The organism is Ekhidna sp. ABH4_415 (assembly GCF_056161305.1).
Genome location: NZ_JBSWYW010000001.1, coordinates 278989 through 298231 on the forward strand (window position 1 = coordinate 278989; position 19243 = coordinate 298231).

The window sequence follows — 19243 nt, forward strand, 5'->3', positions numbered from 1 at the left end:
ATAATGTTAAGTTTGGCATCCTTTTATAAAATCATTCGAATGAATCATCTTGAGAAGAAGATATTCGCAACCCTTCTAATTTTTACAGCTGTTCAGACCTATGGTCAGTCGTCCTTCATTTCCGGACAAGACAGTTTGCGCAATCCTATTACCGTTGCAGTTCCATTCTTAGGTTTTGCACCAGACAGCCGGGCATCCGCCATGGGTGATGCAGGAGTGGCCACTTCACCGGATGCCAATAGTGTACATTGGAATAATGCAAAACTGGCTTTCATAGAAACGGATATGGGATTTTCGTTTTCATACTCTCCATGGTTAGGAAACATTGTGGACGATATGTCTTTGAACTATCTGTCATTTTATAAAAAAATTGATCAGACACAGACGTTTGGTGCCTCTTTCAGGTATTTTGATCTGGGAGAAATAGCTCTCTATGATGAGTTTGCCAATCCAAATGGCGTAGAGAATCCAAGTGAGCTAGCTTTTGATGGAACGTATTCCAGAAAGCTTTCGGAGCGGATGAGTGTTGGTGTTACTTTAAGGTTTATTTGGTCGAATCTAGCCGGCAACATCACAGGAGCACCGGATGCAAAAGCGGGAACCTCTGTAGCTGTCGATTTGGGATGGTTTTACACCAAGCCCTTCATGTTGTCAGGAAAAAATTCCGAGTTATCCCTAGGAGTTCATATGTCTAACATCGGGCAAAAGATCACCTATAGTGCAGAGAGCAATGAAAACTTTATTCCAGCCAATTTCAGGTTAGGATCTGCATTTAAAACAAATCTGGATCCATACAATACAATCACGCTCGCGTTTGATATAAATAAACTGATGGTTCCAACACCACCGATCTACCAAACGGATGATAATGGAATGATTGAGACAGACAGTGATGGAAATAAAATCATTGCTAAAGGAAAAGATCCTGACAGACCACTTCTTTCAGGAACATTTGGGTCATTTGGTGATGCGCCCCGAGGGTTTAAGGAAGAGCTTCAGGAGTTGACATATTCTGTTGGAGCAGAGTACTGGTATCGGGATATTTTCGCTGCAAGAGCAGGATATTTCGCAGAACATGAGAATAAAGGGGATAGAAAATATTTTACTGTTGGAGCCGGATTCAGGTATCAGATTTTTGGATTTGATTTCTCTTACCTGATTCCAAAAGGACAGAATCACCCACTGGCGGATACCTTACGAATTTCCTTACTTTTCAATTTAGATAAGAGTCAGGACGGAGAAGGCTAGAGAGTTACATTAAAGACATTTTTAACAGGAAGAGTTGACCATGTGGAGTTGACTCTTCCTTTCTATTTTTGCCAAAAAATATTTTATATGAACGCACTTTCCAATCGCATTAAAAGCATTCCTGAATCCGCGACACTTGCCATGGCTGCCAAGGCCAGGGAAATGAAAGAAAGAGGAGTGGAGGTCATTAGCCTTAGTTTAGGTGAGCCGGATTTTAAGACACCTAAGCATATCCAGGAAGGTGCGATGGAGGCGATTAAGTCTGAAAATTATTTTGCCTATCCTCCGGTAAATGGCTACTTGGATTTGAGAAAAGCGATCTCAGAAAAATTTCAGCGAGACAATGGCCTGGATTACGGGCCGGATCAAATCGTGGTTTCCAATGGGGCGAAGCAGTCCATTGCCAATGTTTTCATGGCAATCCTTAATCCAGGGGATGAAGTAATAGTACTGACCCCATATTGGGTCAGTTATTCGGCTATGATTCTTTTAGCTGAAGGAAAACCGGTGTTTGTTCGCGGTACTATTGAAAATGATTTTAAGGCCACTGCCGATCAGATCAAAGAAGCGATTACAGGCAAAACAAAGGCTATCATTTTCTCATCCCCGTGTAACCCTACGGGTTCTGTTTTTACCAGAGATGAACTGGAGGGAATTGCAAATGTGCTCAGAGACAGAGAGGAGATAACGATTATTTCCGATGAGATCTACGAGCTAATCAACTTTGGAGCCAAGCACGAAAGCATTGGAACCCTTGACGGCATGCTGGAACGAACCGTAACAGTGAATGGGTTTTCTAAAGGGTTCGCTATGACGGGCTGGAGAGTGGGATACATCGGAGCTCCTCTTTGGATTGCAAAAGCTGCAAACAAAATGCAAGGGCAATACACTTCAGGAAACTGTTCCATAGCTCAACGAGCAGCATTAACTGCACTAACAGGGCCAATGGAACCATCAAATGAGATGGCGAAAGCTTATGAGCAAAGGCGATCATTGGTTTACAACCTGCTAAAAGAAATTCCTGGTTTTGAAGTGAATATGCCTCAGGGAGCATTCTACTTCTTCCCAAATGTCAGGCATTACCTGGGAAAATCACATGGTGATACCAGAATTGAGACGGTAAATGATCTATGCATGTTCCTGCTAGAAGATGCGCATGTGTCACTTGTGACAGGTGAAGCGTTTGGCGATCCCGAATGCTTGAGGCTTTCCTATGCGGCATCTGAAGAAGATTTGAAGAAGGCAATCGCTAAAATGACCGTTTCTTTAGCTAAATTATCCTAGTCATGAAGTCAATTGATGAAGTATTTGAGGCTTTTAAAAACAAAACGGTACTTGTAGTAGGAGATGTTGTAGTTGATTACTACATGAGGGGTAAGGCAAGTAAAATTTCTAAGGAGGCTCCAGTACCAGTTCTCAACCTGGAGAAGAGGGAAAGCAGACTTGGAGGTGCTGCCAATGTGGCCATGAACCTCAGAGCACTGGGAGCTACTCCTATTCTATGTTCTGTAGTGGGTGATGATCCTGATGGAGAAACCTTCGAGCAGTTGCTGGATTATGAAAAAATGCCCAACAAAGGGATCATTAGAAGCCAGAACAGGGTAACCACTACGAAACTTAGAATTACCTCCGGACTACAGCACCTCATTCGGGTAGATAACGAAGATGTTCATCCGTTGATTGAACTGGATCAGAAGTCCCTTCTTCATCATATAAAGAATTTGTTGGATGAATGTGACCTGGTTATATTCGAAGACTATGATAAGGGCACGATTAACCCGGAAGTGATCAAGCAAACGATTAAACTGGCAAAGGATAAAAACATTCCTATAGCAGTAGATCCAAAACGAAGAAACTTCACCAAATATCAGGGGGTATCTCTTTTTAAAGTAAATGTGGCGGATCTTCAGGATGGATTAGAAATTGAATTTGACGCATTGGACGAGAAACAACTGGCCAATGCAGCCACTCAGCTAAAAGAAAGTGTAGCAGCGGATAATTATTTTATCACACTCTCTAAGAATGGAATTTTTTATGATTCTGGTAAGGAGTCAGGGAAGCTGGATTCTCATCCGAGACAGATTGTGGAGGTACTTGGAGCTGGAGACACTGTAATAAGCATCGCAGGCCTTTGTTTGACACTTGGTTTGCCACTGGAGTTCATTGCAGAGCTTGCTAATATTGGTGGCGGAATGGTCTGTGAAATGCCCGGTGTAGTTCCAATCGACAAGGAAAAATTATTTCAGGAAGCGAAAGAAAATCCTATACTCAAAAAATATCTTTAATTTGGCTGGTGACAGCCATGAAAAGATTCGGAATAGCACTCATCATCCTTTTGTGGATGCCATTCAACTCCAACAGTCAGGAGGTAGTAGAAGGCGTCATCGATCTATCCAAAACCGACCTTAAGAATAATGCAGTACCGCTAAATGGCGAATGGGAGTTTTATTGGAAGAAGCTCTTAAAGCCTGATTCTATCAAGTATTATGAACCTGATTACTACAGCTTTCCCAAATTGTGGAATGGTGGGACTACCAGAAATGGGAAAGAGTTAACGAATACGGGCTATGCAACTTACAGGGTCAGGGTTATTCTTCCTCCAAAAACGCCGGAATTGGCTATTTCATTGGGTGAATCTTACAACTCTTACCTTTTGTATTACGATGGCTTTGAATTCGGAAAGAATGGGAAAGTAGGCAAGAGCAAAGAAGAATCAATACCGGATTGGATGCCGAAGGTGCTTTCGCTGGCACGGTATCAAAATACACTGGAGTTTGTGCTCCAGGTTTCCAACTTCCGCCACACCAAAGGTGGAGTTCGGGAGCCAATCATGATTGGTGACAGAAAAGTGCTCAATGCAAAACGTGATTTTGATTTTAGCTATGACTTTTTGTTGAGTGGTAGTTTGATCATGGGAGGGCTGTTCTTCCTAGGGCTATTTATGTTCGGTCAACACGAAAAATCAGTACTTTTCTTTGCGTTATTCTGTCTTACCTTCAGCTACCGTATGATTGGTAGCGGGGAGTATGCCATCCATGCATTGTATCCCAACATGTCGTGGGATTTGATCATAAGGGCGGAGTATCTGGCACTATTCATACCCTGTGGAATTTTCACGATGTACAGCTATTCTCTCTATCCTGAGGACAGCAAGAAGGCCATATTGCTCGGATTTTCCGTGGTTTCGGCCCTATTTTCACTCCTCTCACTTTTTGCCCCCACAATTGTGTTTACAAGATTGGTGGAGCCGTTTTTTATTTTGGTCATCGTTGCGATCTTCTACCTGATCTATGTGTATTGGATTGCATATAAAAGGAACCGAACAGGAGCACAGTATGCGTTTGCAAGTACAGGAATTGTATTTATGGTGGCGGTTTACCTTATCTCAGTCTACCTCACACCCGTACAAGAAAATACATTTCTGACTTTTATTGGGTTTATCTTATTCTTCTTTTTCCAGTCACTGATCCTTTCGTATCGTTTTGCTCATTCACTTAAAAAAGCTAAAGACGCTGCAGAAGATGCTTCTAAAGCAAAGACTGACTTTTTGAGTACAATCTCTCATGAGATCAGAACGCCATTGAATGCAGTGGTTGGGATATCTCATTTCCTCATGAATGAAGAGCCAAGGGATGATCAAAAGGAAAGCCTGGAATCGCTGCAATTCTCTGCTGAACACCTTACCGCGTTGATCAATGATATCCTTGACTATAATAAGCTGGAGTCTGGAGCTATTGAGTTTGAATTTACGGAAGTAAATCTTGAAACCCTCGCGGCTAAAATTATAAAGGCACACACGGCACTGGCGAAGGAAAAAGGATTGAGCCTGGTCTTGGAGCTGGATGAAAATATGCATCCGCTGGTACTGGCTGATCAGACACGAATTTATCAGGTGCTCAATAATCTGATAAACAATGCATTGAAGTTTACGTCGAAGGGGTATGTAAAGTTGAAAACGACTGTATTAGACGCGGATGATCGAATTCAGAACCTTCGCATTGAAGTACTGGATTCAGGAATTGGCATTCCGTATGACAAGCAAAAAGTCATTTTTGAGCGATTTACACAGGCAGGATCTTCCACAACGCGAGAATATGGAGGTACCGGACTTGGTCTGGCGATCATTAAAAAAATCCTCAACATGGTGGGGTCGGAGATATATGTAAAAAGTGAACCAGACTCTGGCACCATATTTTGGTTTGATTTGGCCTTTAAAAAGGTGCTTCATGAAGAGGTGGATGAGGCAGTTCAGGAGGTTGAAGATTCCAATATTATCACAGGAAAGAAAGTACTGCTGGTAGAGGACAACCAGATGAATATCATGGTAGCGGAAAAATTCCTCAAGAAATGGGAACTGCGAGTGGAGGTAGCCCACAATGGCCAAGAGGGTGTAGAAATGATGAGAGAAAACAAGTACGACCTGGTATTGATGGATCTTCAAATGCCGATTATGGATGGATATAAGGCCACCCGAAAAATCAGGACGTTTGATGAGAAAACACCAATCATTGCATTGACAGCCTCAGCCTTATTAAAGGTACGGCAGGATGTGATTGCCGCAGGCATGAATGATTACATCACCAAGCCATTCGATCCGAATGAGCTAAGAAGAAAGATTGCGCTTTATATTAAGTATCAGTGAGCAGACAGCTCCTTCACTGACTGAATGAAGTATTTTACTTTTTCAGGATCAGTGTCCGGATAAACGCCATGGCCCAAATTCGCAATGTGTGGATGATCACCAAAAGAAGCTAACATTTTCTTTGTTTCCTCCTTGATCAGTTCATTACTTCCATAGAGTGCACATGGATCCAGATTACCTTGTAGCGTTTTGTTTGGTAGTATTTCGCGGGCCTCTTTTGGATCCATGTTCCAATCCAGCCCTACCGTTCTGCAATTAATATCTTTCATCTCCTCTAGTGCCCACCAAGCTCCTTTGGCAAACACAGTAATTGGCACTTCAGTGATTGCATCGCAAATTTTAGAGATGTATTTAAGTGAGAAACGAGAATAGTGTTCAGCAGGGAGCACACCTGCCCAGGAGTCAAAAACCTGAAGCATATCCGCACCAGCTTGTACCTGTTGTTTGAGATACCCGATGGTGGATTCTGTGATCATATTCAATAACCTGTCGGCCATGGCAGGTTCAGAATACAGTAGCCTTCTAGCCTGAGAGAAAGTTTTACTTCCACCCCCTTCGATCATGTAAGAAAAGATGGTCCAGGGAGCACCGGCGAATCCAATCAATGGAACTCTACCATCCAGTTCTTTCTTGGTGATTTTGATCGCTTCATATACATACCCAAGATCTGAAGGGTCAGCCACCTTTAGCGTGTCAATATCTGAGGCTTCTTTTACAGTTTTAGGAAAATGAGGACCTTTTTTCTCCACCATTTCATAAGTCAGCCCCATGGCCTCAGGAATGACCAAAATATCCGAGAAGATAATTGCTGCATCTACGCCCAGTAAATCCACCGGCTGAATGGTGACCTCTGCCGCCAATTCAGGAGTTTCTACCAACTCTTTAAATCCGGATAAGCTATTTCTCACCGCACGATATTCCGGAAGTATTCTACCAGCCTGTCTCATCAGCCAAACGGGAGTGCGTTCCGTCTTCTCACCTCTGGCAGCTCTTAAAATAAGGTCATTTTTTAGCATGGCAGCAAAAATAGGCATCCCTAAAGAAACTCAGGAGGCAAAGCTTCAGTTAATGGGCTAAACATATTGTATCTTTGAGTATGGGCGTTTTGTTTAACAGTTTCGAAGAGTGGAAAAAGGAGTGCGAAGACAAAGATCTTCCGTTGTATAAGCCTGTTCTTGATTTTGAAATCAATCAAAAAGGAAAGAAAGAAGAGGACATCTGGACTGGAATCGATCAGGCCTACCAGGTGATGAAAGAGGCAGTAAAGTCCGGGCTAGAGGAAGAGATGAGCTCTTACTCCGGGATGATCAACAACGGAGCAAAAAAGGTGATGAACTTTCCGAAGACGGTACTCTCACCGGAATTCCAAAAACTGGTGGCACGAGCACTGGCTGCCAAAGAGGTCAACTCTTGCATGGGCCGGGTAGTGGCAGCACCCACAGCTGGAGCGAGCGGAATACTTCCGGGTACCCTGGTAACTCTGCAGGAAATTCACAATATCCCTGACCGAAAGATATATGAAGCGCTACTTATTGGGGCAGGGGTAGCTTTGATTCTGGAAAAAAGAGCTTCCATCGCAGGAGCAGTGGGGGGTTGCCAGGCAGAAACGGGTGCGGCAGCAGCCATGGCCTCTGCCGGAATCACATATTGCCTGGAGGGGAATAATGATCAGATTTTCAATGCTGTAGCCATTACCATTCAGTGTATGCTCGGATTGGTTTGCGATCCTGTGGCAGGCTTGGTAGAAATTCCGTGTGTTGTAAGAAATGCAAGCGCCGCAGCTATTGCTAACTCATCTGCACAAATTGCACTGGCAGACGTAAGTCCGGTAATCCCTGTAGATGAATGTGTGGATGCAATGGGTGAAGTGGGGCAAAGTATGGAAGCCCGATACAAAGAAACTGCAGAAGGTGGTCTGGCAGCCACACCTACAGGACGAGCCATTTCCAAACGTGTCCTTATTCAGGATATCGAGGTGATGGATGATGAGCCGGAGGAGGGTTAAAAAGACACAAAGTCCTCAATCAGCCAGAAAGCATATTTAACAACAAGTGTAATGACAGTGCTCCAGAGAATAGCACTGATCCACATCCATTTTAAGATGAGCTTTTTCTTGGATCCCAAAAGGTTGACGAGCAGTCCACCACCAGGAGGAGTCAATATAAGGGGCGTTAGGAGGCACATGCCTTTTAACCCAAACTTTCTCCACATTCGAACGAATCGTCTACTCTTTTTTGAGAACACTCTTTTGTTTTTTCTGAACCTACCAAAGAATTGTCGAATCTCGTTCCCAAAAAAAGTGAACAGGTAGATAGTGGTCATCATCCCTAATGCCGTGAGCACAATAATTGGTACGATGGGCAGGTCGTTGGCCACACCGAAGGCAGGCCCAAATACGAATTTGAGTCCGCTCAGAAAGTAAACTGTGAAATATTTTAGGGCTGTAGCCATAATAGTTGGCTAACTTAATGAGACTAGTTTAAAAACAGACCGCTCGAAAAATATTTAGCCCTTATCTTTGTCGCTTTTTACAAATTGAAGGTATGCTAAATCTTATAATATTTGGTCCTCCGGGAGCGGGAAAAGGAACTCAAAGTGAGCGACTAATAGAGAATTATGGTCTGTGTCACATCTCAACCGGTGATCTATTCAGGTGGCATACAAAGAACGATACGGAGCTTGGACAGAAAGTCAAAGAGATAATGGATAGTGGTCAGCTGGTTTCCGACGACATTACCATTGCCATGCTCAAAGAAGAGGTGGAAAAAAATCCCGATGCAAAAGGGTTTTTATTTGATGGCTTCCCTCGTACGGTCGATCAGGCCAAAGCACTGGACAATCTTATGGAATCTATGGGGACCAAGATTCATTCTGTTATTGAATTGAAGGTGACCGAAGAGGAAGTAAGACAAAGGATCGCCAAACGAAAAGAGCTCGAAAATAGAGTAGATGATGCGTCTGATAAGCTGGATAGACGTATAGGTGAGTACTTCAATAAGACCGTTCACGCCCTTCCTTATTACGAAGAGCAGGGAAGGCTCTCTACGGTAAACGGTATCGGAGACATTGACGATATTTCCAAAGAGATCGACAAAACCGTATCTGCACTGGAGGTCTAAAGACCTATGGAATCCAATTTCATTGATTACGTAAAGTTCTATGCCAAATCCGGTGATGGCGGAGCTGGGTCTGTACACTTCCGACGAGAAAAGCATGTGCCCAAAGGTGGACCAGATGGCGGAGATGGTGGCCATGGAGGCAATATCATTTTACGTGGCAACAGTCAGCTTTGGACACTACTCCATTTAAAATATCGCAAGCACATCACTGCAGAGAATGGTGGTCATGGTGAGGGTAATCGTAAGTTTGGCAAAGACGGTGAAGACATCATTCTTGAAGTTCCTGTTGGCACCTTAGCTAAAGATTCAGAGACGGGCGAGAAGATCCTCGAGATCATGGAGGACGGAGAAGAAAAAGTATTGCTTCCCGGAGGGAAAGGCGGACAGGGAAACGTGCATTATAAGACACCCACTAACCAGACCCCACGTTACGCACAGCCAGGGATCGAAGGAAAAGAAGCCTGGATTATCCTTGAGTTAAAAATTTTGGCCGATGTAGGTCTGGTAGGTTTTCCAAATGCGGGCAAGTCCACACTGCTTTCAGTAGTGTCTGAAGCAAAACCTGAAATTGCAGATTACCCGTTCACCACACTCGTTCCAAATCTGGGCGTTGTTCCTTATCGGGATTATAAGTCTTTTGTGATGGCTGATATCCCCGGAATCATTGAAGGTGCAGCAGAAGGGAAAGGCTTAGGCAATAGGTTTCTACGGCATATTGAGCGGAATTCCATCTTGCTTTTCATGATCCCTGCCGATGCTTCTGACATCCGAAAGGAATATGACATCCTCAATGGAGAGCTAAAAAAACACAACCCCGAATTGATGGACAAAGACCGCCTGTTGGCCATCTCAAAATCTGATCTGCTGGATGAGGAATTAATGACGGAGTTGAAAGAGGAACTGCCTGAGATAGAAACCCTGTTTATCTCCAGTGTCACTGGATTAGGCATACAGGAGCTGAAGGACAAAATCTGGCATTTTTTAAATAACTGACATATTGGCACACCTGTGATCATTGGCAAAGAAATTGTCAATTTGAGAGCGTCTTTAAGCATGTTGAAAGAATGAAGGAAACAAAAGAAAAAGTGAATAAAGAGCAGGAAGTATCAGAGGAACAGGAAGCTCAGGTAAAGGACGAGCAAGTGGAGGAGACTGAGGAGCAGGAAAGCAAAGCGGAAGCAAAGGAAGAAACTTCTGCTGAGCCAACACTGGAAGAGCAGCTTGGTGAGGCCAAAGACAAGTACCTACGTTTGTACTCTGAATTCGAGAACTTCAGAAGAAGAACATCAAAGGAAAAACTGGATTTGATTAGCACAGCCAACAAAGATTTGATGGCAGATCTATTGCCAGTGCTTGATGATTTCGAACGTGCGATGAAAGCATCTGAAGGCAGTGAAGATATCAAGGCACTGAGAGAGGGCATGGAGCTCATCCAGAATAAACTCAACAAATCTCTTCAAAATCGAGGTTTGAAGAAAATGGAGGTGAAGAAAGGGGATGAGTTTGACGATGAAAAGCACGAAGCAATCACGCAGATACCGGCAGAGAAAAAGCTGGAAGGTAAGATTGTAGACGTGGTGGAGAATGGATACACGCTGGGAGAAACAGTGGTACGATTTGCAAAAGTGGTTGTAGGAGCGAAACAATAACATGGCAAAAAGAGATTATTACGAAATATTAGGAGTTGATCGTTCGGCTAGCAAGGATGAGCTGAAAAAGGCTTATCGGAAGATTGCAATCAAATATCACCCGGACAAAAACCCTGACGATAAAGAGGCAGAAGAGAAGTTTAAAGAAGCAGCTGAGGCCTATGAGGTGCTGAGCAACGATGAAAAGCGTCAACGGTATGATCAGTTTGGTCATCAGGGAGTCGGTGGAGCCGGTGGCGGTTTCAGCGGTGGCGGCATGAACATGGACGATATCTTCTCTCAGTTTGGGGATATTTTTGGTGGCGGCAGCCCGTTTGAAAGCTTCTTTGGTGGAGGCGGAAGTCGCGGTGGTCGAAGAACCCGAAAAGGAACTAACCTTCGTATTAAGCTCAAACTAACCCTGGAGGAGGTAGCTCATGGGGTGGAGAAAAAAATTAAAGTAAATAGACTGGTTGTCGATCCGGACACCAAATTCCAAACTTGTTCGAGCTGTAATGGTACAGGCCAGGTACGGAAGGTGATGAATACCATGCTGGGTCAGATGATGAGCACCTCTACTTGTCCTGCGTGTGGCGGTAGTGGGCAGACCGTTGAAAGTCGGGCGGCAGGAGTGGACAGTTCCGGGCTGAAACGCCAGGAGGAAGTTATTCCAATTAAGATTCCTGCAGGTGTAACAGACGGTATGCAGCTTTCCATGTCAGGAAAAGGAAATGAGGTAGCCGGAGGAATACCTGGAGACCTACTAATTCTTGTCGAGGAGGTAGAGCACGACATCCTTAAAAGAGATGGAAACAATGTGATCTATGATTTGTATATCAATTTCATAGATGCAGCACTAGGTACCTCCATTGAAGTACCGACCATAGATGGGAAAGTAAAAATCAAGATTGATCCGGGAACCCAGAGTGGAAAAATCCTTCGACTAAGAGGCAAGGGAATAAAATCAGTTGAAGGTTATGGCCAAGGGGACCAGCTGGTGCACGTGAACGTTTGGACCCCTAAAAAATTGAGTGCAGAAGAGAAAGAAGCATTAGAGGCATTGAGAGAATCTCCAAACTTCCAGCCGGATCCGGGCAAGTCAGATAAGAGCTTTTTCGAGCGGATGAAGGAATTCTTTTAGAATTTCTTGTAACCACAGAGATAACGGAGGATTTCAAAGAGAGCATAGAGAATACATGGATTTGCATTTTCTCTATTCTCTCCGTGAATCTTCTCATCGCTCTCTGCAGTTAAATCTTAAATCCTAAAGTTTTTATCTAATTCACCTTAAGAAACGTAACCTACAGGTAGCCTTATCGTAATAAGAATCCATGTTGCGGTTGGTATTGATAGCAGGCACGATCTTGCTAATGAGTCAGAGTGCGTTTGCACAGCTTAAGAAATTTTATACAATAAAGGAATCTTCAGAGTTTGATACCGTTGACTTCTACCTAAAAGCCACCGCCACCAACTGCTTGCTCAAACAAGCCGATTCAGACGGCAATCCATTAACTATCTACGGCAATCCGGATCTTGAAAAGATCAATCCTACGTTTGCTAGTAAGATTAAAAACAAGACCTGCTACGCGAAGCTGGTCCTGGATGAGTACAATTCATCAGGCTTTGGAGATAGCTTCTCAATGGCGGTTTCTCGTAGTGACAAAGACAATGATTTCTGGAAAGTAAACCTCAATAATGAGGAAATCTATCGGCTAAACTTGATCTATGGGTTTGGTAATGCCGATGTGAACTTGACAGGTTCTTCCGTTCAGCGATTGAAGATCAAATCCGGAAGTGCGGATATTGTAGTTGGGTATGACGATGGGAATATGAATCCTATCCGCATGGATACCTTTTTTGTCAAGGCTGATTTTGGTTCTATTGTGGCCAAGCGAATGGACCTGACACGAGCAGATAAGGTGATCACAAAAATTGGCTTTGGGAATGTGCTACTGGATTTTGATCGTGAGATGAAAGAAAGGTGCAGCATTGATGCTTCAGTAGGTGCTGGCAACTTGGAAATCCTTCTTCCAAGAGGAGGCACACCCGTTCGAATTGTGATTAAAGACTCGCCACTATGTGCAGTGAAAATCGCAGAAGGATTTGAGGAAGTAGAAAAGAATGTATTCGTAAATATGAGCTACAACGCAAAAGCGGATAACCTTCTCACTTTCGATGTAGATGTCGCCCTCGGTATGGTACGCTTCAAATACACCGATTAAATTTCCCCCTCTGGAGGGGGTTAGGGGGAGGATTTTGGAACTCTCCTAATTTTTCAATGATGAATGTCTCAGTTTTCTCTATGGTTACTTTCTTATTCTCAGGTTAAAAAGAATGCTCCAATTCTCTGCGATTGATCTTTGCACTCTCTGTGGTTGTTCCTTTGGTTTCTCTGCGGTTAATAATCAATCCATATGCGCCAGTAATCCCTTCACCAACAGCAGCTGCGCTGCGCAGTAGGTTGCCATGATAAACACCCCCGCATAAGGAATGCTGGTATGAAACGCATTGATCGAAAGGATGGAATCTGACAGTACAAAAAGGAGACTACCGTAGAGTGCCAACCGATAACTTTCCTGCGAAGTATTCCCTTCACGCAATCGTGCCATGATTGCCATGGTCATGATCACCGATCCGTATATCACAATGGGAATAGTAAAACCTCCGGCAGGCAATAGCAGGTACCACAATGCCAATCCGTATAGTAAGAAAGGAAATATCCGGTAAGGGTTGAAAGCAGGTTGCTGATAGCAGGATTTTAGAAGCACCACCACATAAATGACCTGTGCGATCAGAAACAGACCTATTCCTGCCATGAAAAACCGCTCGTCAACCTGGTACATAAGCACCACATCCCCTAGCCAGGAAAACAGCAATGCACCGCTGAGCAGCAGGATTCTTAGTGTTGTCTTGCCTATGCTGGACCGATACACATAAAACATTAGCAGTGGCATCAGCAATGGCTTGGTAAACTGATCAAGTTCTTCCGAAGGGATCACTTTAGCGATCACATTCGCAATAGATACGGCGATATAGATATAAATAATTAGTCGCGGCATTTTACTTTCCTTTAAACAAAAGGTAAATAAACGCCAAAAACGCCAGCCCTCCACATCCGCCAAAGACAATCGGGAAGTTGGCGGGGTTGCCGTTGTAGATCTGACCGGCCAGCATCGCCCCCATGCCTATCCCGATCTCTAGGGCCATAAAGAGTGTGGAGAATCCACGTCCTCGAAATTTGTCCGGAGCTAAGTCTGCCGCCCAGGCAAACAATGCCGGGGACGAGAGACCGTAACCCGCACCAAAAATCAATGCACCTGTTAGGAAGTGAAACGAGTTTACTGAGAAACCTGTATATACTGACCCTGTTGCAATTATTAGAGTAGCAGCCTGAAGAATTCTTCTTCGTCCAAATTCGTCGGAAAGCCTGCCGCCAACAACCCTTGAGACGAGTGATGTCATTGTGAAATAAAACATATAAAGCCCCTTGTTTAATACACCGACATGCAAACTAAAGTCTGGAATTAAAGTTAAGGCTGTTCCAAACGAAAAGGTTACCAGCATCATTACAATGGATGGAACTAAAACGGTAGGCTCATAAATATCTTTACGAGTGATCTTTAGCAACCCACCAGAGAATCGTTGCTTGTTTTCCACGGTTTCTTTCATCCCCATGATGGTCAGCACGGAGAGGATGGCCACTCCGGCGCTACTATAAAACAGCACATTGATGTCGTAGTGGATCGCAATTACACCACCCACATAGTTACCAATACCCATACCAGTCATTCCAAAAAAGCTTAGGATACCCATCCCTTCACCTCTTCGGTCTATCGGAACAATATCAGCGACATATGCCGCGGTTCCTGTCGGTTTGAAACCGGTAGAGAATCCATGCAAAAAGCGAATAAACAGGAAGGCGTAGATGTTTAAAAAGAACGGATAGAACAGGGATACAACTGCAGTAACCACACATCCAAAAATCATCACCGGGAGCCGGCCCCAGGTGTCAGTGAGCTTACCACTAAAAGGCCTTGAGATCAGTGCCGTCAGTGTGAAAAACGTGATATGAAGCCCAATGTAATCTTCTCCCCCAAATGTCCGCATGAAATCTGGGAGTTCTGGCAGAACCATGTTGAACGATCCAAAAAACAGGAAAGAACTTAAGGAGAGCAACCAGAAGTTCAGTGAGTATTTTTTCATTTGTTAGTTATGCAGCTTCTCATTTTTTAAAAAGGAATCGAGGAGAACTAAAATTTAATTCAAATGGCACCTACATCTCCTCTTGGGAGCGATCACATTCCTCAGATAGGAAGAAGTGGGTTTACAAACCCGTCAGTTGAATAAATTTCATTTACAACCTCTAAAACCCACCCCTAACCCCTCCAAGGAGGGGAATAAGGACCTACTCTTCGTGAAGTAAATAAGCCTTGATATAATCATTCAAATCCCCATCCAGTACGTTTTGCACATCCGTTCGCTCATAGCCGGTTCGGGCGTCTTTGATGAGTTTATAGGGGTGCAACACATAATTTCGAATTTGCGATCCAAAATCAATGGCTTTTTTTCCTGCTTCGATCTGATCTCTTGCTTTGTTTCGCTTTTCAATCTCCATCTGGTAGAGCTGCGACTTCAGCATCTGCATGGCACGCTCCCTGTTTGCCAGCTGTGATCGCTCCACCTGGCAGACCACTACAATGCCCGTTGGCTTGTGTGTCAGTTGTACTTTCGTCTCTACCTTGTTTACATTCTGCCCCCCTGCACCACCGGATCGTGAAGTATGCAACTCTACGTCTGCAGGGTTAATATCTATTTCGATGGAGTCATCAGCTACCGGGTACACATATACAGAGGCAAATGACGTGTGTCTCCTTCCGCCACTATCAAACGGTGAAATTCGCACCAGTCTGTGCACGCCGTTCTCGGACTTGAGATAGCCATAAGCCATGGGTCCATCGAATTCGAGCGTGACGGATTTCACACCAGCCACATCACCTGCTTGATAGTCTACCTCACGTACTTTGTAACCATTAGCTTCTCCCCACATGATATACATCCGCATGAGGATGCCGGCCCAGTCGTTGCTTTCCGTACCTCCGGCCCCTGGAGTGATTTGAAGCATCGCAGAAAGCTGATCTTCTTCTTCACTAAGCATTTTCTTCAGCTCCAGGTCTTCCAGGAGTTTAGAGGCTGCTTCATACGCTTCAGCAACTTCTTCATCTGAGGCTTCACCTTCCTGATTAAATTCAAAAAGGGTCTCTACATCACCTAGAGCAGTCTCTACTTCTTCGTAGCTTTCAGTCCAGCCTTTAAGGAGCTGGATTTTCTTCATGGTTTTTTCCGCTTCATCAGGGTTGTTCCAGAAGTCGGGCTGGGCGGTAACTAGTTCTAATTCCTCGAGGTTTTTCTTACGACCATCATAGTCAAAGATACCCCCTCAAGGCATTAACACGAGCCTTTAAATCTTTCAATTCGTCTGTTGTCATAACATGCTAAAAATTGCAGTGGCGAAGATAATGGTAGTCTTTTAGGATTCAATGAATAATAATGAAATGACCAAAAACAATAGCTTAAAGTCTCCTCCCCAGAGGAGAAGAGGCGGTCCGCCGCTGCGGTGGCTTTCTAAAAATCATTGTTTTTGGGTCATTATAGGTGAAACTCATTGATACCCACCCCTAACCCCTCCAAGGAGGGGAATTTTGTGTGAGAAATCAATCACCCAATCTTCTTAATCCACCCGTATTTATCTTCTTCAGTACCCATTTTGATGCCGGTCAGGGCATCAAGAATACGATTGGAGATGGTACGGGATTCGATCGCAGGAAGCTCATAGTCTGTGCCTTCATAGCCAATCACAGCAATGTGAGAAACGGTTGCTGCTGTACCAATTCCGAATGCCTCAGTCAGTGTTCCTTTTTCGATCGCTTCAATCACTTCGGTTACGGTAATTGGTCGCTCTTCCACTTTCAGTCCCCAGTCTCTGACCAGAATCAGTGCGCTTTCACGCGTGATGCCCGGCAGGATGGAATCGGAAGTAGGAGGAGTGATCAGAGTGTCGTTGATTACGAACATGATGTTCATGGTTCCTGACTCCTCGATGAATTCGTGATTTTTTCCATCGGTCCAAACCAGCTGATGATAGCCATGGGCTTGTGCTTGTTTTGCCGGATAAAGCGATGCAGCGTAGTTGCCTGCAGTTTTTGCTGCTCCTACACCTCCTTTAGATGCTCGGGTAAAATGTTTTTCGATTTTCACTTTCACAGGCTCGGAGTAGTACCCTCCTACAGGACCAGTCAACACGATAAATTTGTAAGTCTCTGAAGGGCGAACTCCTATGAATGGATCATCGGCGAATTGAAACGGTCTGATGTAAAGTGAAGTGCCAGGTTTGCTTGGCACCCAGTTTTTATCCAATGAAACTAACGCCTCAATGGATTCCAAGAAAAGCTCTTCAGGTACAGGCGGCATGCACATACGCTCTGCACTTTTTATCATACGCTGAGCATTGGCTTCCGGTCGGAAAATCAATATATCGCCATTTTCACTTTTGTGAGCTTTAAGCCCTTCGAAAATACTTTGTGCGTAATGTAGGGTCGCATTCGCCGGACTAATTGAAAGATTCTGATACGGAGTAATCCTTAAATCTGTCCACTCACCATTTTTATAATCTGCCACAAACATGTGGTCAGAAAAGGTCTTCCCGAAAGCAAGGTTGTCGAAATCGATTTCGGATAATTTTGATTGGCTTGTTTCTGTGATTTGGATGTCCAACGTCTCAGTCATTTATTTATAATTTGGGTTGAAATGAGGTTTATTTCAATCAGTCCCGGGTGCCCAGGGTACTTCCTTCACACCCAAAATATGGCCGATTGCGCGCGCAAAGATGAACAAATAATCAGACAATCTATTCATGAACTGCAATATTGACTCATCTACCGGTTCATGGTTAGCTAACGAAATGATACTCCTTTCGGTTCTGCGACATACGGTACGGCAGATGTGCGCCAGGGACACAGTCGAGTGCCCTCCTGGTAAAATGAAGTTTTTTAGGGGCGGTACCTCACCATCAAATTTATCGATCCAGACTTCCAATTGCTGAACTTCTGTTTGGGTTACTTTTGGTAGTTCAAAGCCCTTGAAATCGGATTCTGTGGCCAAAATACTACCAATAGAAAAAAGGTGTTCCTGAATCCAGTAAAGCTGCTGTTTAAGACGATTCTCTACTGCCTCATGATCCTTAAGATGACCAATGAAGGCATTGAGTTCATCTACATTTCCGTACGCATCGATGCGAAGATCCGCTTTGGAAACTTTTTTCCCTCCTAGTAGTGAAGTTTGTCCTTTGTCACCGGTTTTTGTGTAGAGTTTGGCACTCATGCTGGCACTCTTGAAGTTCGTATATTTTTGTTCACTTCATCTGATTCGATCAAACCATCTCTCAGACGAACAATTCTGTGCGAATATTCAGCAATGTCTTCTTCGTGAGTTACCATGATAATGGTGTTCCCCTTGTCATGAAGATCCTGGAAAAGGTCCATGATGTCATAAGAAGTTTTAGAATCGAGATTACCCGTAGGCTCATCGGCAAGAATAATCGAAGGATCATTTACCAAAGCTCGTGCAATCGCCACCCTCTGTCTTTGACCTCCTGATAGTTCGTTTGGCTTGTGATACGCCCTGTCTTCCAGGCCAACACCCGCTAAAGCTGCCAATGCTTTTTCTTCCCTGTCAGCTGTATTGTATCCAGCGTAAACTAAAGGGAGCGCAACATTTTCTAATGCCGACGCACGGGGTAAAAGGTTAAATGTCTGAAATACGAAACCGATTTCTTTATTTCTAATCTCCGCAAGCTCATTTTCAGTCAGGTCGCTCACATCATTATCATTCAACACATAGGTGCCGTCGGTTGGTGTGTCCAGGCAGCCAATGATATTCATGAGCGTAGATTTTCCGGAACCAGAAGGTCCCATGAAGGAAACATATTCTCCCCGGTCAATGTTTATGGTGATCGATTTCAGGGCCATGATGATCTCACTGCCCATTACATATTTTTTCGAAATCTCAGAAGTGGAAATAATACTGCTCATACTTTTCTTATGTTCGGCTAAAGTAAAAAATAATGGAGATGCCTTAGCAAGACACTAACACGTTTTTTAGATAGCTTTGGTTCGAATAATGTTACACACTATGTTGACAATATTTTTAAGTCTTTTGTTTGCCCCACAGCTTTCCGGCTGGGAATTACTTTCCTCAGTAGAGATCGTAATGGGGTACGATGACTTTATGGGTGCCGAAGTTGAGCAACCTAAATTTTCTGAGCAACTAAAATTACGGGAAGGGAAAGAGCTGACCCTTGAAGGGTTTATTATACCCCTTCAGCAGGAAGCCGATCAAGACTATTTTGTGCTTTCCCGTTTTCCATATCAAAGTTGCTTTTTCTGCGGTGCAGCAGGTCCGGAGACCGTTGTGGAGGTCTATTCCGATCATGAGTTTAGATATACTGACGAGCGTGTACGGGTCACAGGCAAGCTTCGACTAAATGATGATAATCCCCTTCATCTTTTCTATATCCTCGAAGATTGTGAGGTGACAAAGCTGGACTAATC

19 protein-coding genes are annotated in these 19243 nt (G+C 44.0%); 11 read left to right on the forward strand and 8 right to left on the reverse strand.

Annotated features, from left to right (window positions below; translation table 11 throughout):
• The first annotated feature begins 39 nt into the window (after positions 1–39).
• From porV to ACXAH9_RS01260, 4 genes are all read left to right on the forward strand, one after another.
• Positions 40–1248, forward strand: coding sequence for a type IX secretion system outer membrane channel protein PorV (porV, locus tag ACXAH9_RS01245; protein ID WP_474893071.1), 1209 nt, complete (start codon positions 40–42; stop codon positions 1246–1248).
• A gap of 87 nt (positions 1249–1335) precedes the next feature.
• The gene (locus ACXAH9_RS01250) at positions 1336–2532 is read left to right on the forward strand and encodes a pyridoxal phosphate-dependent aminotransferase (RefSeq protein WP_474893072.1); all 1197 of its coding nucleotides are present in this window, start codon (positions 1336–1338) and stop codon (positions 2530–2532) included.
• 2 nt (positions 2533–2534) lie between these two features.
• Positions 2535–3533 carry a bifunctional heptose 7-phosphate kinase/heptose 1-phosphate adenyltransferase gene (locus tag ACXAH9_RS01255; protein ID WP_474893073.1) on the forward strand — a complete coding sequence of 333 codons (999 nt, stop codon included), beginning with the start codon at positions 2535–2537 and terminating at the stop codon, positions 3531–3533.
• Between the two features lie 17 nt (positions 3534–3550).
• Positions 3551–5890, forward strand: coding sequence for a response regulator (locus ACXAH9_RS01260; RefSeq protein WP_474893074.1), 2340 nt, complete (start codon positions 3551–3553; stop codon positions 5888–5890).
• Here the strand turns inward: ACXAH9_RS01260 and hemE are convergent.
• On the reverse strand, positions 5884–6906 hold the full coding sequence (hemE, locus tag ACXAH9_RS01265; protein WP_474893075.1) for a uroporphyrinogen decarboxylase: 1023 nt from the start codon (positions 6904–6906) through the stop codon (positions 5884–5886). The genes ACXAH9_RS01260 and hemE overlap by 7 nt on opposite strands.
• Before the next feature lie 80 nt (positions 6907–6986).
• Here hemE and sdaAA point away from each other — a divergent pair, with 80 nt between their 5' ends.
• The gene (gene sdaAA, locus ACXAH9_RS01270; RefSeq protein WP_349565265.1) at positions 6987–7895 is read left to right on the forward strand and encodes an L-serine ammonia-lyase, iron-sulfur-dependent, subunit alpha; all 909 of its coding nucleotides are present in this window, start codon (positions 6987–6989) and stop codon (positions 7893–7895) included.
• Here sdaAA and ACXAH9_RS01275 read toward each other — a convergent pair.
• A complete protein-coding gene (locus tag ACXAH9_RS01275; RefSeq protein WP_474893076.1) occupies positions 7892–8341 on the reverse strand; it encodes a hypothetical protein in 450 nt (149 codons plus the stop codon). The two genes, sdaAA and ACXAH9_RS01275, sit on opposite strands and share 4 nt — an antisense overlap.
• Before the next feature lie 92 nt (positions 8342–8433).
• Here ACXAH9_RS01275 and ACXAH9_RS01280 point away from each other — a divergent pair, with 92 nt between their 5' ends.
• The 5 genes from ACXAH9_RS01280 (at position 8434) to ACXAH9_RS01300 (ending at position 12859) form a co-directional block, all read left to right on the forward strand.
• A complete protein-coding gene (locus ACXAH9_RS01280) occupies positions 8434–9009 on the forward strand; it encodes an adenylate kinase (RefSeq protein WP_474893077.1) in 576 nt (191 codons plus the stop codon).
• Positions 9010–9015: 6 nt separating this feature from the next.
• Positions 9016–10002, forward strand: coding sequence for a GTPase ObgE (gene obgE, locus ACXAH9_RS01285; RefSeq protein WP_474893078.1), 987 nt, complete (start codon positions 9016–9018; stop codon positions 10000–10002).
• A gap of 71 nt (positions 10003–10073) precedes the next feature.
• Positions 10074–10658, forward strand: a complete 585-nt coding sequence (locus tag ACXAH9_RS01290) for a nucleotide exchange factor GrpE (protein WP_474893079.1) — start codon at positions 10074–10076, stop codon at positions 10656–10658.
• 1 nt (position 10659) lies between these two features.
• Positions 10660–11778: a molecular chaperone DnaJ gene (gene dnaJ, locus ACXAH9_RS01295; protein ID WP_474893080.1), complete on the forward strand. Its 1119-nt coding sequence runs from the start codon at positions 10660–10662 to the stop codon at positions 11776–11778.
• A 190-nt stretch (positions 11779–11968) separates the two neighbouring features.
• Positions 11969–12859 (forward strand): hypothetical protein, encoded by an 891-nt coding sequence (locus ACXAH9_RS01300; protein ID WP_474893081.1) that lies wholly within the window; start codon positions 11969–11971, stop codon positions 12857–12859.
• Between the two features lie 183 nt (positions 12860–13042).
• On the opposite strand, the gene ACXAH9_RS01305 is transcribed toward ACXAH9_RS01300, so the two are convergent.
• The 6 genes from ACXAH9_RS01305 to ACXAH9_RS01330 all read right to left on the reverse strand — a co-directional run bounded on the left by ACXAH9_RS01305 (position 13043) and on the right by ACXAH9_RS01330 (position 18724).
• Positions 13043–13696 carry a lysoplasmalogenase gene (locus ACXAH9_RS01305; protein ID WP_474893082.1) on the reverse strand — a complete coding sequence of 218 codons (654 nt, stop codon included), beginning with the start codon at positions 13694–13696 and terminating at the stop codon, positions 13043–13045.
• 1 nt (position 13697) lies between these two features.
• On the reverse strand, positions 13698–14840 hold the full coding sequence (locus tag ACXAH9_RS01310) for an MFS transporter (protein ID WP_474893083.1): 1143 nt from the start codon (positions 14838–14840) through the stop codon (positions 13698–13700).
• A gap of 202 nt (positions 14841–15042) precedes the next feature.
• A protein-coding gene (gene prfB / locus ACXAH9_RS01315; protein WP_474893084.1) for a peptide chain release factor 2 occupies positions 15043–16123 on the reverse strand; the annotation gives its coding sequence in 2 pieces (ribosomal slippage) (positions 15043–16062 and positions 16064–16123; 1080 coding nt in all).
• A 229-nt stretch (positions 16124–16352) separates the two neighbouring features.
• A complete protein-coding gene (locus ACXAH9_RS01320) occupies positions 16353–17420 on the reverse strand; it encodes a branched-chain amino acid aminotransferase (RefSeq protein WP_474893085.1) in 1068 nt (355 codons plus the stop codon).
• Between the two features lie 33 nt (positions 17421–17453).
• Positions 17454–18014, reverse strand: a complete 561-nt coding sequence (locus tag ACXAH9_RS01325) for a cob(I)yrinic acid a,c-diamide adenosyltransferase (protein WP_474893086.1) — start codon at positions 18012–18014, stop codon at positions 17454–17456.
• Positions 18011–18724 carry an ABC transporter ATP-binding protein gene (locus ACXAH9_RS01330; protein WP_474893087.1) on the reverse strand — a complete coding sequence of 238 codons (714 nt, stop codon included), beginning with the start codon at positions 18722–18724 and terminating at the stop codon, positions 18011–18013. The genes ACXAH9_RS01325 and ACXAH9_RS01330 overlap by 4 nt, the downstream gene beginning before the upstream one ends.
• Positions 18725–18824: 100 nt before the next feature.
• Here ACXAH9_RS01330 and ACXAH9_RS01335 point away from each other — a divergent pair, with 100 nt between their 5' ends.
• On the forward strand, positions 18825–19241 hold the full coding sequence (locus ACXAH9_RS01335) for a hypothetical protein (protein ID WP_474893088.1): 417 nt from the start codon (positions 18825–18827) through the stop codon (positions 19239–19241).
• The last annotated feature ends 2 nt before the right edge of the window (positions 19242–19243 follow it).

What these genes read in the sequence shown, in the direction of transcription:
- sdaAA (WP_349565265.1), top strand. Translation starts at nt 6,987, where the DNA reads ATGGGCGTTTTGTTTAACAGTTTCGAAGAGTGGAAAAAGGAGTGCGAA.
- ACXAH9_RS01275 (WP_474893076.1), bottom strand. Translation starts at nt 8,341, where the DNA reads ATGGCTACAGCCCTAAAATATTTCACAGTTTACTTTCTGAGCGGACTC.
- hemE (WP_474893075.1), bottom strand. Translation starts at nt 6,906, where the DNA reads ATGCTAAAAAATGACCTTATTTTAAGAGCTGCCAGAGGTGAGAAGACG.
- ACXAH9_RS01335 (WP_474893088.1), top strand. Translation starts at nt 18,825, where the DNA reads ATGTTGACAATATTTTTAAGTCTTTTGTTTGCCCCACAGCTTTCCGGC.
- ACXAH9_RS01280 (WP_474893077.1), top strand. Translation starts at nt 8,434, where the DNA reads ATGCTAAATCTTATAATATTTGGTCCTCCGGGAGCGGGAAAAGGAACT.
- ACXAH9_RS01300 (WP_474893081.1), top strand. Translation starts at nt 11,969, where the DNA reads ATGTTGCGGTTGGTATTGATAGCAGGCACGATCTTGCTAATGAGTCAG.
- ACXAH9_RS01250 (WP_474893072.1), top strand. Translation starts at nt 1,336, where the DNA reads ATGAACGCACTTTCCAATCGCATTAAAAGCATTCCTGAATCCGCGACA.
- ACXAH9_RS01320 (WP_474893085.1), bottom strand. Translation starts at nt 17,420, where the DNA reads ATGACTGAGACGTTGGACATCCAAATCACAGAAACAAGCCAATCAAAA.
- ACXAH9_RS01310 (WP_474893083.1), bottom strand. Translation starts at nt 14,840, where the DNA reads ATGAAAAAATACTCACTGAACTTCTGGTTGCTCTCCTTAAGTTCTTTC.
- obgE (WP_474893078.1), top strand. Translation starts at nt 9,016, where the DNA reads ATGGAATCCAATTTCATTGATTACGTAAAGTTCTATGCCAAATCCGGT.
- ACXAH9_RS01260 (WP_474893074.1), top strand. Translation starts at nt 3,551, where the DNA reads ATGAAAAGATTCGGAATAGCACTCATCATCCTTTTGTGGATGCCATTC.
- ACXAH9_RS01290 (WP_474893079.1), top strand. Translation starts at nt 10,074, where the DNA reads ATGAAGGAAACAAAAGAAAAAGTGAATAAAGAGCAGGAAGTATCAGAG.
- ACXAH9_RS01255 (WP_474893073.1), top strand. Translation starts at nt 2,535, where the DNA reads ATGAAGTCAATTGATGAAGTATTTGAGGCTTTTAAAAACAAAACGGTA.
- ACXAH9_RS01305 (WP_474893082.1), bottom strand. Translation starts at nt 13,696, where the DNA reads ATGCCGCGACTAATTATTTATATCTATATCGCCGTATCTATTGCGAAT.
- porV (WP_474893071.1), top strand. Translation starts at nt 40, where the DNA reads ATGAATCATCTTGAGAAGAAGATATTCGCAACCCTTCTAATTTTTACA.
- ACXAH9_RS01330 (WP_474893087.1), bottom strand. Translation starts at nt 18,724, where the DNA reads ATGAGCAGTATTATTTCCACTTCTGAGATTTCGAAAAAATATGTAATG.
- dnaJ (WP_474893080.1), top strand. Translation starts at nt 10,660, where the DNA reads ATGGCAAAAAGAGATTATTACGAAATATTAGGAGTTGATCGTTCGGCT.
- ACXAH9_RS01325 (WP_474893086.1), bottom strand. Translation starts at nt 18,014, where the DNA reads ATGAGTGCCAAACTCTACACAAAAACCGGTGACAAAGGACAAACTTCA.